13 protein-coding genes are annotated in these 15336 nt (G+C 71.2%); 6 read left to right on the forward strand and 7 right to left on the reverse strand.

All coding sequences use genetic code 11. From position 1 onward, the window contains the following. Positions 1–51: 51 nt before the first annotated feature. From M2283_RS23665 to M2283_RS23680, 4 genes are all read left to right on the forward strand, one after another. Positions 52–741, forward strand: a complete 690-nt coding sequence (locus tag M2283_RS23665; RefSeq protein WP_280878352.1) for an RDD family protein — start codon at positions 52–54, stop codon at positions 739–741. A 128-nt stretch (positions 742–869) separates the two neighbouring features. Then, entirely contained in the window at positions 870–1619 is a 750-nt protein-coding gene (locus tag M2283_RS23670) for an FHA domain-containing protein (protein WP_280878353.1), read from the forward strand. Beyond that, positions 1616–3175, forward strand: coding sequence for a protein kinase domain-containing protein (locus M2283_RS23675; protein WP_280878354.1), 1560 nt, complete (start codon positions 1616–1618; stop codon positions 3173–3175). Before M2283_RS23670 ends, M2283_RS23675 begins: the two co-directional genes overlap by 4 nt. A 92-nt stretch (positions 3176–3267) precedes the next feature. Then, positions 3268–3669: a hypothetical protein gene (locus M2283_RS23680; protein ID WP_280878355.1), complete on the forward strand. Its 402-nt coding sequence runs from the start codon at positions 3268–3270 to the stop codon at positions 3667–3669. Between the two features lie 92 nt (positions 3670–3761). Here the strand turns inward: M2283_RS23680 and M2283_RS23685 are convergent, their stop codons facing one another. From M2283_RS23685 to purN, 3 genes are all read right to left on the reverse strand, one after another. Continuing rightward, positions 3762–4502, reverse strand: a complete 741-nt coding sequence (locus M2283_RS23685; protein WP_280878356.1) for an AAA family ATPase — start codon at positions 4500–4502, stop codon at positions 3762–3764. 83 nt (positions 4503–4585) lie between these two features. After that, positions 4586–6160, reverse strand: a complete 1575-nt coding sequence (gene purH / locus M2283_RS23690) for a bifunctional phosphoribosylaminoimidazolecarboxamide formyltransferase/IMP cyclohydrolase (RefSeq protein ID WP_280878357.1) — start codon at positions 6158–6160, stop codon at positions 4586–4588. Next, a complete protein-coding gene (gene purN, locus M2283_RS23695; RefSeq protein WP_280878358.1) occupies positions 6157–6795 on the reverse strand; it encodes a phosphoribosylglycinamide formyltransferase in 639 nt (212 codons plus the stop codon). Before purN ends, purH begins: the two co-directional genes overlap by 4 nt. A gap of 310 nt (positions 6796–7105) precedes the next feature. Between purN and M2283_RS23700 the strand changes: the two genes are divergently transcribed. Continuing rightward, entirely contained in the window at positions 7106–7903 is a 798-nt protein-coding gene (locus M2283_RS23700) for a hypothetical protein (RefSeq protein WP_280878359.1), read from the forward strand. Between the two features lie 344 nt (positions 7904–8247). On the opposite strand, the gene M2283_RS23705 is transcribed toward M2283_RS23700, so the two are convergent. Beyond that, positions 8248–9984 carry a cell division protein PerM gene (locus M2283_RS23705; RefSeq protein WP_280878360.1) on the reverse strand — a complete coding sequence of 579 codons (1737 nt, stop codon included), beginning with the start codon at positions 9982–9984 and terminating at the stop codon, positions 8248–8250. 96 nt (positions 9985–10080) lie between these two features. Between M2283_RS23705 and M2283_RS23710 the strand changes: the two genes are divergently transcribed. Beyond that, positions 10081–11247: a helix-turn-helix domain-containing protein gene (locus M2283_RS23710; RefSeq protein ID WP_280878361.1), complete on the forward strand. Its 1167-nt coding sequence runs from the start codon at positions 10081–10083 to the stop codon at positions 11245–11247. Positions 11248–11439: 192 nt separating this feature from the next. On the opposite strand, the gene sucD is transcribed toward M2283_RS23710, so the two are convergent. The 3 genes from sucD to M2283_RS23725 all read right to left on the reverse strand — a co-directional run bounded on the left by sucD (position 11440) and on the right by M2283_RS23725 (position 15177). Then, entirely contained in the window at positions 11440–12324 is an 885-nt protein-coding gene (gene sucD / locus M2283_RS23715) for a succinate--CoA ligase subunit alpha (RefSeq protein WP_280878362.1), read from the reverse strand. A 20-nt stretch (positions 12325–12344) separates the two neighbouring features. Then, a complete protein-coding gene (sucC, locus tag M2283_RS23720; RefSeq protein ID WP_280878363.1) occupies positions 12345–13523 on the reverse strand; it encodes an ADP-forming succinate--CoA ligase subunit beta in 1179 nt (392 codons plus the stop codon). Positions 13524–14085: 562 nt separating this feature from the next. Continuing rightward, positions 14086–15177 carry a hypothetical protein gene (locus tag M2283_RS23725; protein WP_280878364.1) on the reverse strand — a complete coding sequence of 364 codons (1092 nt, stop codon included), beginning with the start codon at positions 15175–15177 and terminating at the stop codon, positions 14086–14088. Positions 15178–15336: the final 159 nt, after the last annotated feature.

Consider the following 15336-nt stretch of genomic DNA (forward strand, 5'->3'; position numbering starts at 1 on the left):
GTTCCTCCGTGCGGCCCGCGCCGTCCCCATGCGCAACGGAGGAAACCAGCCATGAGTTTCGGCTCGCCGAACAACCCGTACGGGCAACCGCAGAATCCGCAGCAGCCCGGCTACGGCTACCCCCAGCAGGGTCAGCCCTACCCCCAGCAGGGCCAGCAGCAGCCCGGCTACGGCTATCCGCAGGCCCCTGGTGTCCCCCCGCAGCAGGGTTACGGCTATCCGCAGCAGCCCGGTTACCCCGGTGGCGGTCCCGGTCCGCGCGTCGCCTCGATGGGCCGCCGCTTCGGCGCCCGGGCGATCGACAGTGTCGTGTTCGGCATCATCTACACGGCCCTCGCCGCCGTGGGTGTCGCGGGCGCCTTCGCCTCGGCCAACGACTGCGACCCGAACGCCGTCGACTACAACACCTGCATCAACAACGCGGGTTCGGACATCGCGGCCAAGTTCGGCGCCGTCATCGGTGTCCTCGGGATCATCGGTCTGCTCTACGAGCTGGTGATGATCGCCGCGTTCGGCGCCACCCTCGGCAAGCTCGCCGTCGGCATCCGCGTGGTGAAGGTCGACACCGGCCAGAAGCCGGGCCTGGGCTCCGCGTTCATCCGCTGGGTCATCCCGACGGTCGGCTCCCTCGCCTGCGGTATCGGCGCGCTGCTCGTCTACCTCTCCCCGTTCTGGGACAAGTCGGGCCGCCAGCAGGGCTGGCACGACAAGGCCGCGAGCACGATGGTCATCCAGAACTGACCAGTTCAAGGCATCACGTTCGCGCCATTCCTGTGCAAGGGCCGTGTCTCACCCGTCCGAGGGGGGCACGGCCCTGCCACGTCCGCCTAGTCTGACCTCCGTAGCGGGCAGGCACGGGGAGACGCACCTTGTACAGCATCATCGTGGTACCTCCGACGACCACGGAGGACGAACGCGACCGCACCCAGCTCCGGCTCGCGCCGGGCGAACGGATCACCTTCGGACGGCTGGCGCGCGACAACGACCTCGCGATCGCGCACGACGGCGTGTCCCGCCGCGCGGGCGCGATCACCGCGCAGGGCGCCTTCTGGACGCTGAGCAACCTGAGCGGGGGACAGACGTACGTCGTGGAGAACCCGGAGGGCGCGGGCGAGCACATCAAGGTCGGTCCTGGCCGGCTGGACGCCCCGGTCCCCTTCGAGTTCTCGCGGATCGTGCTGCCGGCCGCGGGCGATCTGCTGCCGATCCAGGTGTGGGCGCCGCGCCACGACTATCTGCGCACCGAGGGCGGCCTGGCCGGCGACACCACCGCGCCCGCTTTCTCCGTCGACCGCACCAAGCGCTACTTCGCGGTCCTGGCCGCCCTGTGCGAGCCCCGGCTGCGCGGCGAGCCGCACGCCCCGCTGCCCACCGTCGACCAGGTCGTCGACCGGCTGCGCCCCAACTGGCCGGCCGCGTCCCGCACTTCCGTGCAGTGGAACATCGACTACCTGGCCGTGAAACTGCGCCTGAAGCCCGGCCCGGAAGAGGCCGACACGGGCCCGCGCCTCAACGGCAAGAAGGAGTCCCTGGTCTCCCTGGCGCTCCGCTTCGACCTGGTGCGCGAGGACGACCTGATCGTGCTGACCGCCGCACCGACCGGCCGGGTGGCCCGGTGACCGAGCCGTACGCCGTCCCGGTGCCCAGCGGCTACCGGGTCGGCGCCTGGGAAGTGCGCGCGCCCATCGCGACGGGCGCCTTCGGCAGCGTCTACGAGGGCCGCCGCACCGGCGGCGCCGGCGACCTCCCCCGCGTGGCCGCCCTCAAGTTCCTGCCCACCGGCACGGACACCCCGCGTCAACTGGCCCATCTGCGCGAACTCGTCGAGCGCGAGATCGACCTGTACCGCCGGCTGACCCGCCCCCGACTGATCCGGATGTACGAGACCCTCGTCGTCGACGACCCGGCCCGCCCCCGTCTGGACGGCGCCACCGTCCTCGTACTGGAGCGGGCCCAGCGCTCCCTGGCCGATCTGCTCTCCGCCGCGCCCCGCCCGGCCGCCGGGCCCGCGCTGCTGGCGCAGATCTGCGAGGGGCTGGCCCAGTTGCATCACGCGGGCTGGGTGCACGGGGATCTGAAACCGGCCAATGTGCTGCTGATGCCGGATGGTTCGGCGCGGCTCGCCGACTTCAACATGGCGGCCGAACTGGAGGGCACGCACGCGTACACGCCCGCGTTCTCCACCCCGGACTACACGCCCCCCGAACTGCTGTGGGCGGAGATCGGCGAACGCGGGCGCCGGATCCGCCCGTCGGCGGACGTCTGGGCCTTCGGCGTGCTGGCCCACCTCCTGCTGACCGGCTCCTTCCCACTGCCCGGCGGCACCCCCAGCGCCCGCCGGGACGCTGCCGCCGCCTACGCGCGCGGCCACGACGAGCTGCGGCTGGCACCTCAACTCCCGGACGCCTGGCGGGAGATCGTGCGGGACTGTCTGGCCCGTACGCACGCCGACCGCATCGGCACCGACGCCCTGCTGCGCCGGGTCGAGGCGGCGGCCGGCACGGGCCGCTCGCCCAAACTGCCCCGGGCCCCGCTGCCCCGCCGGCGCCGGGCCGTGCTGGCCCTGGTCTCGGCGGCCGCGACGGTCGCCGTGGCGGCCCTCGGCTACGGCATCAGCACCTGGGCCGACTCGGGCACGACGGGCGGCGCGAGCACGTCCGGCAAGAGCACGTCGGCCACCTACGGCGCCTCCGAACTCCGTACCGACAAGGGCATCCCCGTGCAGTACCGGCGGCTGATCGTCGACTCGGCCCACGACTGCCTCCAGCACGAGGTCTCGCCGGCCCTCATCGCGGCGATGCTCAAGACGGAGAGCAACTTCGACCCCGGCCTCTCGGATCCGACCGCGGGCGGCGAGGGCGAGTACGGCATCGCCCGCTGGACCCCGAGCGTGCTGCGCTGGTGGATCCGCTCGGACGGCATCCCGGCCAAGAAGACCCCCCAACCGCCGCTCACGCCCGCCCAGTCCATCCCGGCGATGGCCCGCTACCTGTGCTTCATGGAACCGCGCCTGGAGACCTCCCTGCCCGGCGACCGCCGCATCCTGATCGCGGCCTCCTACCGGACCTCGTACAAGAAAGTGAACGCGGCGGGCGGTGTTCTCCCGCAGACCCGTGCCTACACCGTGCGCGTCGCCCATTACCTCAAGGAGTACACACCGCCCGTCAAAAAGTGACCCTGAGAGGTCCGAGGTTCCGCGCGCGGGCGGCGGGAACGAGGGTGGTCATGTCCACCAACGGGGGTGGCAGGACCGGAAGGACACACACCATGAAGCGCATCCTCGCCTCGCTCGGCGCGACGGCGGTGCTGGCGATGAGCGCCGTCGCACTCACCCCGGCGAGCGCGTCGGCGGCGGACGGCTGCTGGGGAGACGCCGGCCAGAAGTCGTTCGGCACCAAGACGTACACCGCCCGCTACTGCCACAACTACCTGGGCGACGCCGTCGGCTTCTTCGAGACGGACACCGGCTATCTGTACGCCGGGGACAACTGGTTCGTCTGCCAGATCCAGTACGGCGAGAACACGCCGGTCGGCGACGCCCGCAACAACTGGTGGCTCTACACCCAGGGTGACGACGCCTACTCCGAGGACGGCTGGGGCTGGTTCCCGGCGAACAAGGTCTCGGGCGGCAACAACTACGAGCCCATCCCGGGTCTCGCCATCTGCTGACGCCCGGCCCACGGCGGGGTTCCGGCTTCCTCGGGGGAGGGCCGGAGCTCCGCTTCCGTCGTACCCGCTGAACTCTCCCTGGCCGTACCCGCTCAACTCCCCACGATGTGCCGGAGATAGAGCCACGGGTCGTCCAGATACCGGCGCCAGTGGTCGACGATCTCCAGGTCCTGCCACTGTGCCGGCCGCATCCCGTGCTCGCCCACCTCGACGATCGCGGCGCCGGGCAGCGCGGTCAGCAGCGGCGAGTGCGTGGCGCAGACGACCTGGGCACCGGAGCGCCCGAGGTCGTCCAGCAGCCCCACCAGCTCCAGGCAGGACGCGAAGGACAGCGCGGCCTCGGGCTCGTCCAGGACGTACAGCCCCGGCTCGTTGAAGCGCTCGCGGAAGGCCATCAGGAAACCCTCGCCGTGGCTCATCTCCTCCGGGGACCCGGATATCCGCCCGGTGCCCCGCTCCCGGCCGAGCGCGTCGAGCGCGGTCTCGGCCCGCAGGAAGAAACCTCTACGGCGGGTCCGCGGCCCCTGGAGCATCCGGCGCCCGGCCTTCGACGCCTCGAACCGCACCCGCCCGCCCAGCGGCGACGGCTCACGCGGACCCGCGTACCGGTACCCGGCCGACCCGCCCCAGGAGTCCAGCCCGAAGCCCTCGGCCAGCGCCTCGACGAGGGTCGACTTCCCCGACCCGTTCTCCCCCACCAGGAACGTGACCGGGGCGGTGAATCTGAGCCCGTCGTCGAGCAGTTGCCGCACGCACGGCACCGACCACGGCCACTGACTCCCGTCGCCCCGGTCGGCCTCGGCGACATGCGCGTAAGCGCGTTCGACGATCATGCCCTCAAGACTCTCACCCACCACTGACAACGCCGGCTGTCAGTGGTGGGTGAGTGGAGTGGTGCCGGGTGAGTGCGGTGCCGTCAGTGGAAGAAGTGCCGCGTCCCCGTGAAGTACATGGTGACGCCGGCCTTCTTCGCGGCCTCCACGACCAGCTCGTCGCGGACCGAACCGCCGGGCTGGACCACGGCCTTGACGCCGGCCGCGGTGAGGATCTCCAGGCCGTCGGGGAAGGGGAAGAACGCGTCGGAGGCGGCGTACGCGCCACGCGCGCGTTCCTCGCCGGCCCGCTCGACGGCCAGCTTGGCGGAGTCGACGCGGTTGACCTGGCCCATGCCGACACCGACGGAGGCGCCGCCCTTGGCGAGCAGGATGGCGTTGGACTTCACGGCCCGGCAGGCCTTCCAGGCGAAGGACAGCTCGGCCAGCTCGTCGGCGGTGAGGGCCTCGCCGGTCGCCAGCGTCCAGTTGGCCGGGTCGTCGCCGTCGGCCTGGAGGCGGTCGGTGACCTGGAGGAGGGCACCTCCGTCGATGGGCTTGACCTCGGCGGGGTGGGAGGGCGCGGCCGGCGCCTTCAGCACCCGGATGTTCTTCTTCTTGGCGAGGGCCTCCAGGGCGCCGTCCTCGTAGTCGGGCGCGACGATGACCTCGGTGAAGATCTCGGCGACCTGCTCCGCCATCTCCTTGCTGACCGGCCGGTTGACGGCGATCACGCCACCGAACGCCGACAGCGGGTCGCACGCGTGCGCTTTGCGGTGCGCCTCGGCGACGTCCGAGGCGATCGCGATCCCACAGGGGTTGGCGTGCTTGATGATCGCGACACAGGGCTCGTCGTGGTCGTACGCGGCACGGCGGGCGGCATCCGTGTCCGTGTAGTTGTTGTACGACATCTCCTTGCCGTGCAGCTGCTCGGCCTCGGCGAGACCGACACCGGTGCCGTCGACGTAGAGGGCGGCGGGCTGGTGCGGGTTCTCGCCGTACCGGAGCGTGCTCTTGCGCTCCAGGGTGGCACCCAGGAAGTCGGGGAACATCGAGTCGTCCACGGGCGCGTAGGCGCTCGCGAACCAGCCGGCGACCGCGAGGTCGTACGACGCCGTGTGCTGGAAGGCCTCGGCGGCGAGCCGCTTGCGGGTGGAGAGGTCGAACCCGCCGGAGGCGACCGCGGCGAGGACATCGGCGTACCGCTCGGGGCTGGTGACCACGGACACGGACGGGTGGTTCTTGGCGGCGGCGCGCACCATCGACGGACCGCCGATGTCGATCTGCTCGACGCACTCGTCGGGCGAGGCGCCCGAGGCGACGGTCTCGCGGAACGGGTAGAGGTTGACGACGACGAGGTCGAAGGGCTCGACACCCAGCTCGGTGAGCTGCTGCCGGTGGCTCTCCAGGCGCAGGTCGGCCAGGATGCCCGCGTGCACCTTGGGGTGCAGGGTCTTGACCCGGCCGTCCAGGCACTCGGGGAAGCCGGTGAGCTCCTCGACCTTGGTGACGGGGACGCCGGCGGCGGCGATCCGGGCGGCGGTGGAACCGGTGGAGACGAGCTCGACCCCGGCCTCGTGCAGCCCGCGCGCCAGCTCTTCAAGACCGGTCTTGTCGTAGACGCTGACGAGCGCGCGGCGAATCGCCCGCTTGCCGTTCTCGATGGTCTCGGCGGTCACTGGATAACTACCTTTCGTCCCTCAATGCGATGGCCGTTGCGGGCGAGCCGCCCCACGACCTCGACGAGCAGCCTTCGCTCGACTTCCTTGATGCGCTCGTGCAGAGCGCTCTCGTCGTCCTCGTCCCGGACCTCGACCACGCCCTGGGCGATGATCGGTCCGGTGTCGACGCCGTCGTCGACGAAGTGGACGGTGCAGCCGGTCACCTTGGCGCCGTACGCGAGCGCGTCCCGCACACCGTGGGCCCCCGGGAAACTGGGCAGCAGGGCGGGGTGCGTGTTGACGAACCGCCCCCCGAAGCGCGCGAGGAACTCCTTCCCCACGATCTTCATGAACCCGGCGGAGACAACAAGATCGGGCTGGAAGGCGCTCACCGCTTCCGCAAGCGCCGTGTCCCACTCCCCCCGACTCCCGAAGTCCTTCACCCTGCACACGAAGGTGGGCAGTCCGGCCAGCTCGGCCCGCGCGAGCCCCTCGATGCCGTCGCGGTCGGCGCCGACGGCCACGATCTCGGCGCCGTAGGCGGTCACGCCGGTCCGGTGGATCTCGTCGAGGAGCGCCTGCAGGTTGGTGCCGGATCCGGAGACCAGCACGACGAGGCGCTTGACCGCTCGGCCGGCGGGAGTGGCGGCCACGGTGGGGCCCTTTCTCGGGGGAGCATCTGTACGGCCGGTTGTACAGTCGTACGAATGCTTCGCGCCCCGGGATACGGGGAAGTCTACGAAGCGGTCGGCCGTCAGCAACGATACCGGCACACCGGACGGCCCCCGTGGGACGGGGGCGTGGCCGGAAGGTAGCGTCTGCGAGGGACGGGCTCGGGAACGCGGTGGTGGTGCGATGCGTTCACGAAGTGACCGTGTCAGCGCTGTACCTGACCACCCGCACAGCACGACCGCACGACCGCACCCGTATCGGAATTCGGACCAAGGGGAAGACGCTCACTTGATGTCGGACCGCAGCCTGCGACTCTTCACGCTCTCTCCGCTCCCGGCGCGGGGAGGGGGGCGTGGCGCCGTCCTGCTGCGAGAGCGCCCCGCCTCGCCCCCGGACGCGCCCTCGGGCAGGAAGACCGGCGACGGCGACGAGCAGAGCGGTGCGAGCCAGGACGACAACCCGTTCGCGCCGCCGCCGGAGGGCACGCCCGACCGCCCCTGGCAGCCGCGCCGCCCCACGGAGGGCGACGACGCACAGGGCGACGACAACGCGCAGTCCCCCTGGGGCAGCCAGTGGAGCGACCGCCAGCCCGGCCGCTCCCAGGGCGGCTTCGGAGACCACCCCGGAGACCGCCCCGGCCCGACCCCCTCTGGCCCCGAGAACCCCAACGGCAGCGGCCCGAACACCGGTATGCGCTGGGACCCCACGGACCCCATCCAACGCCGCGCCCGCTACTCCCTGCTCTCCGGCATGTGGGCCTTCTTCTTCGCCCTCTTCAGCTGGCCGTACGTGGCCCTGCTCCTGGGCGCCCTCTCCCTCTACTGGGGCATCAGCGCCCTGCGCGCCAGGTCCCGCGCCGCCCAGGACACCACCGACACGTCCGCCCCCCGCCCCCAGACCACGGCAGCCATCAGCGGCCTGGTCACCTCCATCCTGGCCATCGCCCTGGTCGCCGCGACCTTCACCGCGCAGCAGGTCTACAGCGACTACTACACCTGCACAACGGACGCCCTCACCAACCAGGCCAAACAGGCCTGCGAGCAGCTCCTGCCGAAGGAGCTGCGGGGGGTACTGGGGACGAACAGCTGACGGGGTCGGGAGTCGGTGCCGATGACGGGCTGACGGATTGACGAGCTGACGAGCTGACGGGACGGGGTCGACCTGATCCCTCGCCCGCACACGCACCCGCCCGTGGGCGGGGCGGGCGCCTGCGGGGTATGCCCTCGCGGTGTCGCATGCGCATCTCTCAGCGCCGACGCGCCTGTCTCGGCGCTGACGCGCACTTCTCAACGCCGGTCCGCATCTTTCAGCCCGTCCGGCGTTTGAGGACAAGGCCCGTTCAGGGCCGTCGGGGGTCCGGGGGGCGCAGCCCCTTGGCGGGGTCGAAGGGGCAGCGCCCCTGGGGATGGGACGGGTAGGGGCGGCGGGGGCGATCAAGCTTCGTCAGAACCATCCGCCGCCTCCCGAAGCGCCGCCCACCGAGCCTCCCGCGCAGCGTCATCGTGCCAGCCCCCCTCCACCGGCTCGGCCGGCAACAGGTCATACGCCTCAAGCGCATCGTCACCCCGCTGATCCCGCAGCAACCCGAACACCGCCCCCTGAACCGGCACCGCCTCCGCCACAACACCCTCTCCCTCCGGAGCCCCCTCCCCTCGCTCCTCCCCACCCTTCTTCCGAATCCCCAACCACCCCACCACCGAAGCCAGCCCGAGCCCCCACCCCAACCCCAACCCCGCCCCAACCTCACGCCCCCGCCAAGCCCGAACCCCCAACGCCACCGGCACCCCCACCCCCGCCATCCACACAACCGCCACCCCACCGACCTGCCACCACACCGGCCCAAACCGAGCCAACGCCCCCACCCCGAGCCGCCCACCCGCAAGCCCCGCAAGAACAGCGACGATCCCCCCACCCAAAACAGCCGCCACCGCACCAACCCCAGCAGTCCGCCCCCGCGACCACCCTCGACCCCCGGCCCCTGCCTTTGCCCCGACCACGACCCCGCCCCCTGCCCCGCTCCCAGCACGGGCGCCGGCACCGGCACCGGCACCGGCACCGACCACAACACCCGCCCCTGCCTCCCCCCGAACCACAGCCCCGCGCCCCACAAACCACCCCACCATCACCCCGGCCACCACCGGCACCACCCCCACGGCCCACTCCAAAGGCCCCCCAACCCCCGCATCCGGCACCGCAGCCAACAACGGAAACGGCGGCAACAACGGCGCAGGATCGGACGACAACGGCCCCACCACATGCCCGGCCCCCAGCACAAACCCGGGCCCCAGCCCGTACCCCACCGCCCACACCACCGCGTTGGGCACGAGCGCCAGACACAGCAACAACACCGCGAACCGCCCCGACCACCCCTCCGTCAACTGCAGAAACGACCCCCGAGCCGCCCCGCCGTGCCACACCAGCGAGGCCGCAAGCGACAACGCCCCACCCCCCACAAGCACCGCCACCCCAGCCAGCCCCGCCCGCACGGCGACCCCGAGCCGTTCCCGCGCCTCCACCCCGAGCACCAGCCGCCGCACCGACGCCGGCAGCAGAATCAGCACCCCGTCGGCAACATCCCGCGGACGCCCGTACGCCGTCCACACCCCCACCCCCGCCGCCACCACGACCACCGTCGGCAGACACACCACGGTCCACGCCCAAGCCGGCCGCAACTCCCCGCCGGACGCGTACAACGCGGCAGCCACACCGACGCCGAGATACCCGAGGACGACCCCGGCCCACGCCGTACGCCCGGCCACAAGCGGCGGACCATCGTCCGCATCGTCACCGTCGCCCTCTCCCCCGCCCCCGTCCACCGCGTCCCGCGCAGCCCGATGCACCAGCCACACAGGCACCGCGAGCAGCAACAACGGCGTGACACCGACCGGCGCGGGAACGCCGGAGAGCGTGTCGGTACGGACCAGTTCGGCGCCGTGCGCGAGCAGCCACAGCGCCGCCGCGACATGCAGCGCGCCTCCCGGCCCACTGTCGGGATACGGCGAACTGATCCACAGCACCATCACAAGCACGGCGAACGACCCGAGCCCGAGCCCGGCCGCGAGCACGCCACCCAGGAGGCTCGCAGCCAGTCCGGGCGATCGGTCGAGCATCCGGGTGAGCAGGGACGACAACGGCGATCGACGAGCGGTCATCTGGATCACGCCCGTCATGCTCCCAACGACACGCGCTTTCTCGTCGTAACAGGCGAACCTCCGAAGTGTCGCCCAATATATATTTATGTACTTTTTCGTACGAAGGGGCGTCCTGTGACGCAGAGCCCTGCAACCCCCCTCCCCTCACCCAAGGAACGCCGACGCCTGCGCGAGTCCGGCTCGCTGACGCAGGCTCAGGTCGCCGAACGGGTCGGTGTCTCGCGGGAGACGGTGCGCTCCTGGGAGACGGGCCGCACGACTCCACGCGGCCACAAACGGGAGGCGTACGCGAAACTGCTGGCCTCACTCGACTGCCCGACGTCCCGTCAGGAACCGTCGAAGCACCCGGCGGTGACGGTATCTCTGAAGAAGTCCCCGAGGCCGACTCTCGTCGCCGTGACCGCGACCGTCGGCGCCACCGCGACCGTGACCGCCGCCGCCACTCCCACCGCCGTTCTCGACGAAGAACCCCCGGCCACGACCCCCCTGACCCCCACTCAGGCCTTCGACGCGCTCTACGCGTTCTGCGCCCCCGCCCTCGTCCGCCAGGCCTACCTCCTCACCGGCCGCCGCGAACTCGCGCGCGAGTCGGTCGAGCGGGCCTTCCAACTCGCCTGGCAGCGCTGGCCCGAGGTGGCGGTCGACCGCGACCCGGCGGGCTGGGTACGGGCGACGGCGTACGAATACGCGCTCTCCCCCTGGCACCGCTTCCGCCCGCGCTACCGCCACCCCGAGCCGCCACCCCCGGACGCCGCCGACCGCGCCCTGCTGACCGCGCTCCTCAAGCTCCCGACCCCACACCGCCGCACGCTCATGCTCTACGACGGTGTCGGCCTCGACCTGCCGGAGACGGCGGCGGAGACGGAGGCGAGCACGCCGGCGACGGCCAACCGGCTGCTGCACGCGCGCGAGGCGATCGCCGCGCGGCTGCCGGAACTGTCGGACCCCACCGCGCTGCACCAGCGGCTGGCCGAACTTGCCTCCACGGAGCGGTTGCGCGCGGCGCGGCCGCCGACGGTGCGGATCGGGAGCGAGCGCCGGGCCCGTTTCTGGACGCGGGCTGCGATCGCGTTCACGGTGGCGCTGATCGGCACGACGGCACTCACGGTGCGGTCGGCTCCCACGCACTACGAGCCGCCGATCGCCCCGGGGGCGGAGGTGCAGGGGGTGCCACCGCGGGTGGCGCCGGGATCTTTGTCGGACGAGGAGGTCGAGCTGCGGGAGAAGCTACGGGACGAGACGACGAACGGCCCGGAAAGACTGCTTCCGCTGGGTCGTTAGCCGCGGGCCCGGTGGGGGCTGGTCGCGTAGTTCCCCGCGCCCCTTAAAAGCGGGCCGGCTTGGGCGAGCCCATCTTTTAGGGGCGCGGGGAACTGCGCGACCAGCCACAGACAACCCGCACCCACCCGACAACGCATCGATGGGCCCGCCCCAACCCACAGAGCGAGCCCACCAACGTTTCAGCTGGGTACCTCAGCCGGCGAGGATCTCCCGCGCGAGCTTCGCCGTCTCGGTCGGCGTCTTGCCGACCTTGACGCCGGCGGCCTCAAGGGCCTCCTTCTTCGCGGCGGCCGTGCCGGAGGAGCCGGAGACGATGGCGCCGGCGTGGCCCATGGTCTTGCCCTCGGGCGCGGTGAAGCCCGCGACGTAACCGACGACCGGCTTGGTCACGTTCTTCGCGATGAAGTCCGCGGCCCGCTCCTCGGCGTCGCCACCGATCTCACCGATCATCACGATCAGGTCGGTGTCGGGGTCGGCCTCGAACGCGGCGAGCGCGTCGATGTGCGTCGTACCGATGACCGGGTCACCACCGATGCCGACGGCGGACGAGAAGCCGATGTCACGCAGCTCGTACATCATCTGGTACGTCAGCGTGCCGGACTTCGAGACCAGGCCGATACGGCCCGGCTTGGTGATGTCGCCCGGGATGATGCCGGCGTTCGACTGACCCGGGGTGATGAGACCGGGGCAGTTCGGGCCGATGATGCGGGTCTTGTTGCCCTTCGACTTCGCGTACGCCCAGAAGGCGGCGGAGTCGTGGACGGCGATGCCCTCGGTGATAACGACCGCGAGGGGGATCTCGGCGTCGATCGCCTCGACCACGGCGGCCTTGGAGAAGGCCGGCGGTACGAAGAGGACGGATACGTTCGCGCCCGTCTTCTCGATCGCCTCGGCGACGGTGCCGAAGACCGGGATCTCGGTGCCGTCGAAGTCGACGGACGTGCCGGCCTTACGCGGGTTCACGCCACCGACGATGTTCGTGCCGTCGGCCAGCATGAGCTTGGTGTGCTTCATGCCCGTGGCACCGGTCATGCCCTGGACGATGACCTTGCTGTCCTTGTTGAGGAAGATAGCCATGGCTGTTAGTCCCTCGTCCCTTACTTCGCAGCCGCGAGCTCGGCGGCCTTGTCGGCCGCGCCGTCCATGGTGTCCACGCGCTGGACCAGCGGGTGGTTGGCGTCGGAGAGGATCTTGCGACCCAGCTCGGCGTTGTTGCCGTCGAGGCGGACGACCAGCGGCTTGGTGACTTCCTCGCCCTTGTCCGCGAGCAGCTGCAGCGCCTGGACGATGCCGTTGGCGACCTCGTCGCAGGCGGTGATGCCGCCGAAGACGTTGACGAAGACGGACTTGACGTCCGGGTCGCCGAGGATGATCTCCAGGCCGTTCGCCATCACGGCCGCGGACGCGCCGCCGCCGATGTCGAGGAAGTTGGCCGGCTTCACGCCACCGTGGTTCTCACCGGCGTACGCGACGACGTCGAGGGTGCTCATGACGAGACCCGCGCCGTTGCCGATGATGCCGACCTCACCGTCGAGCTTGACGTAGTTGAGGTTCTTGGCCTTGGCGGCCGCCTCGAGCGGGTTGGCCGAGTCCTTGTCCTCGAGCGCGGCGTGGTCCGGCTGGCGGAACTCGGCGTTCTCGTCGAGGGAGACCTTGCCGTCAAGGGCGATGACCTTGCCGGAGGCGACCTTGGCGAGCGGGTTCACCTCGACGAGGAGGGCGTCCTCCTTGATGAAAGTGTCCCACAGCGTCACCAGGATCTCGGCGACCTGCTCGGCGACGTCGGCCGGGAACTTCGCCTGCGCGACGATCTCGCGGGCCTTCTCGATCGAGACACCCTCATTGGCGTCGACCGGGACCTTCGCGAGGGCCTCGGGGTTCTCCTCCGCGACGACCTCGATCTCCACGCCGCCCTGGACGGACGCCATGGCGAGGAAGGTGCGGTTGGTGCGGTCGAGGAGGTACGAGACGTAGTACTCCTCGACGATCTCGGGCGCGGTCTCGGCGATCATCACCTTGTGGACCGTGTGGCCCTTGATGTCCATGCCGAGGATGTCCGTCGCACGGGCGACGGCCTCGTCCGGGGTGGCGGCGAGCTTCACGCCACCGGCCTTGCCACGGCCGCCGACCTTCACCTGAGCCTTGACGACGGACTTGCCACCGAGGCGCTCGGTGGCTGCGCGGGCCGCCTCAGGCGTGTCGATGACTTCACCGGCCAGCACCGGTACATCGTGCTTGGCGAAGAGGTCCCTCGCCTGGTACTCGAACAGGTCCACGCGCTTCCGTCCCTATCAGTGATCTCGCGGTTCGTTGGATGCGTGGGCGTGCCGCGATGGGCAACGTGACGTCCGCTTGGGTCACAGGGGAAGCGCACACGGTGTCCGAGCACGCGGCATGTCCGCCTCGCAGGTTATCTCTGCTTGCGGAGGGCCCCTAAATCGAGGGTCACACCTGAGCGGTGATACCTGTCACATGATGCCGCGCTCACTGGCACGGCGTGCCGCGAGTGAGCCGCCGTGCCGGTGGGGCGAAGGGCCTCACCGGGCTGGGGTTGACCCGGTGAGGCCCCTTGTACCGCCCCGAGGGGCGCGGAACGGGCGACGCCCACCCCAATGGGAATCACCCGCCTCCAACCGCGGGATGTCGGCCGGACGGACCGACGGTTTTCAGCCGTCCGTGCTGCGGACCCGCGGAGTCGATGTGAGGTGAGGGAGGCAGAAGCGGCGGAAAAGGGTAGGTGGAGGGGAGCAGAGAGGGAGAGGGGAATCGGCGGCTTCCGCGGGCGGGCGCGCCTGTTCCGCCCCGCACGGCAGGGCTACGGCGGGGGAAGGGCCGGCTCTAAGCGGGGGAAACCGGAATGTCGCGGTGCCTGTCCCGGATCTCGGCCACGTCGGACCGCACGGCGGCACCGGCCACGAACCGCAACGGCGCCCGGTGACTCAAAGCGACGGCATGCGCGTCACCGTGCCGCGAGGAGCCGCCGTCGACAGGTGAACGGCTGCCCGCAGCATCGCTCGGGTCGCCGTTCGGCGCCTGGTGCGCGGGGGCATACCCGACACCGGCAACCCTCTGCTCGACCCTCCGCGTCGAGGCGTGCCCGACGGCACCGGCATCGACGACAAACACCGGGCCGTACGACGCCGCACCGACCTCGGCCGCGATACGTCCCTCACCCGAGGCCCCGTCCACCGAGTGCCCGGCACCGCCGGACTGCGGCGCCCGCGCGACGGGCGCGGGCAACGTCTGCCCCGGAGGCGTCGGCAGGGTGGGCAGGGTGGGCAGGTCAGGAAGACCGGGCAGAGTCGGGAGCGTCGGCAAGCAAGGAATGGTCGGCAACGACGACAGCGGCGGTATCTGCGCGGTCACCGTGGCCAACCCATCGGTCACCGTCTGCACAACTGCGCCGACCGGCGCCAGAACCCCGTCGTTCACGGACTCGACGATGTGATCGGTCACCGGACGAAGGACGTCATCGGCAGCCGTGCCTGAGTGGGGCAGGACCGTGCCCGGGTGGGGCAGGTGAGATACGGGGTCGGCAGGTGCCGTCGACCCAATCGGCTTCGTCGGCCTGGCAGGCTGATCCGGCTTGACCTGCTCGACCGGCCTCGTCGGCTTCGGGCCGGCCGGCGTCTGCGGCTTCGGCTTGGGCCGGGCCACCGTCTGATGCCGCTTGGCCACATCGGCCGGGGCGTCGAGCAACCGCCCGACCGTACTCGCCGCCAACGACCGCACACCGTCCGCCGGATCCACCGACCCCGCCGGAGCCCTCGGCCCCGCCAAGATCGACGACACCGACACCGACCGCGCCGACGAAACCGCAGTCACCCCGTCCGCCGCATGCGCCTGCTCCCCGCAGAGGAAGCCGGCCACGAACAACCCACCCACCAACAACGCCACTTGCAGCGCACGCCGCCCGACCGCCGTGCGCATCACGCGCAGGGCGGCACCAGGCAGTGCTGCTGCAGGCCAGTTCAAGTGGGGGCGGGTCCTCCCGTGCGGGCGGGCGACACTCGGCGCACCGCTGACGGGCGTCGATCCTTGCACGCCCCTCCCGAGGTTGCGCAAGCCCTCCGATACCGATGGGCACTC

This window comes from Streptomyces pseudovenezuelae (genome assembly GCF_029892565.1).
GTDB classification, from domain to species: domain Bacteria; phylum Actinomycetota; class Actinomycetes; order Streptomycetales; family Streptomycetaceae; genus Streptomyces; species Streptomyces pseudovenezuelae_A.

Excerpts from the sequence above, each read along its gene's own strand:
- M2283_RS23725 (WP_280878364.1), bottom strand. The coding sequence starts at position 15,177 with ATGCGCACGGCGGTCGGGCGGCGTGCGCTGCAAGTGGCGTTGTTGGTG.
- M2283_RS23665 (WP_280878352.1), top strand. The coding sequence starts at position 52 with ATGAGTTTCGGCTCGCCGAACAACCCGTACGGGCAACCGCAGAATCCG.
- sucD (WP_280878362.1), bottom strand. The coding sequence starts at position 12,324 with ATGGCTATCTTCCTCAACAAGGACAGCAAGGTCATCGTCCAGGGCATG.
- M2283_RS23680 (WP_280878355.1), top strand. The coding sequence starts at position 3,268 with ATGAAGCGCATCCTCGCCTCGCTCGGCGCGACGGCGGTGCTGGCGATG.
- M2283_RS23705 (WP_280878360.1), bottom strand. The coding sequence starts at position 9,984 with ATGACGGGCGTGATCCAGATGACCGCTCGTCGATCGCCGTTGTCGTCC.
- M2283_RS23685 (WP_280878356.1), bottom strand. The coding sequence starts at position 4,502 with ATGATCGTCGAACGCGCTTACGCGCATGTCGCCGAGGCCGACCGGGGC.
- M2283_RS23700 (WP_280878359.1), top strand. The coding sequence starts at position 7,106 with ATGTCGGACCGCAGCCTGCGACTCTTCACGCTCTCTCCGCTCCCGGCG.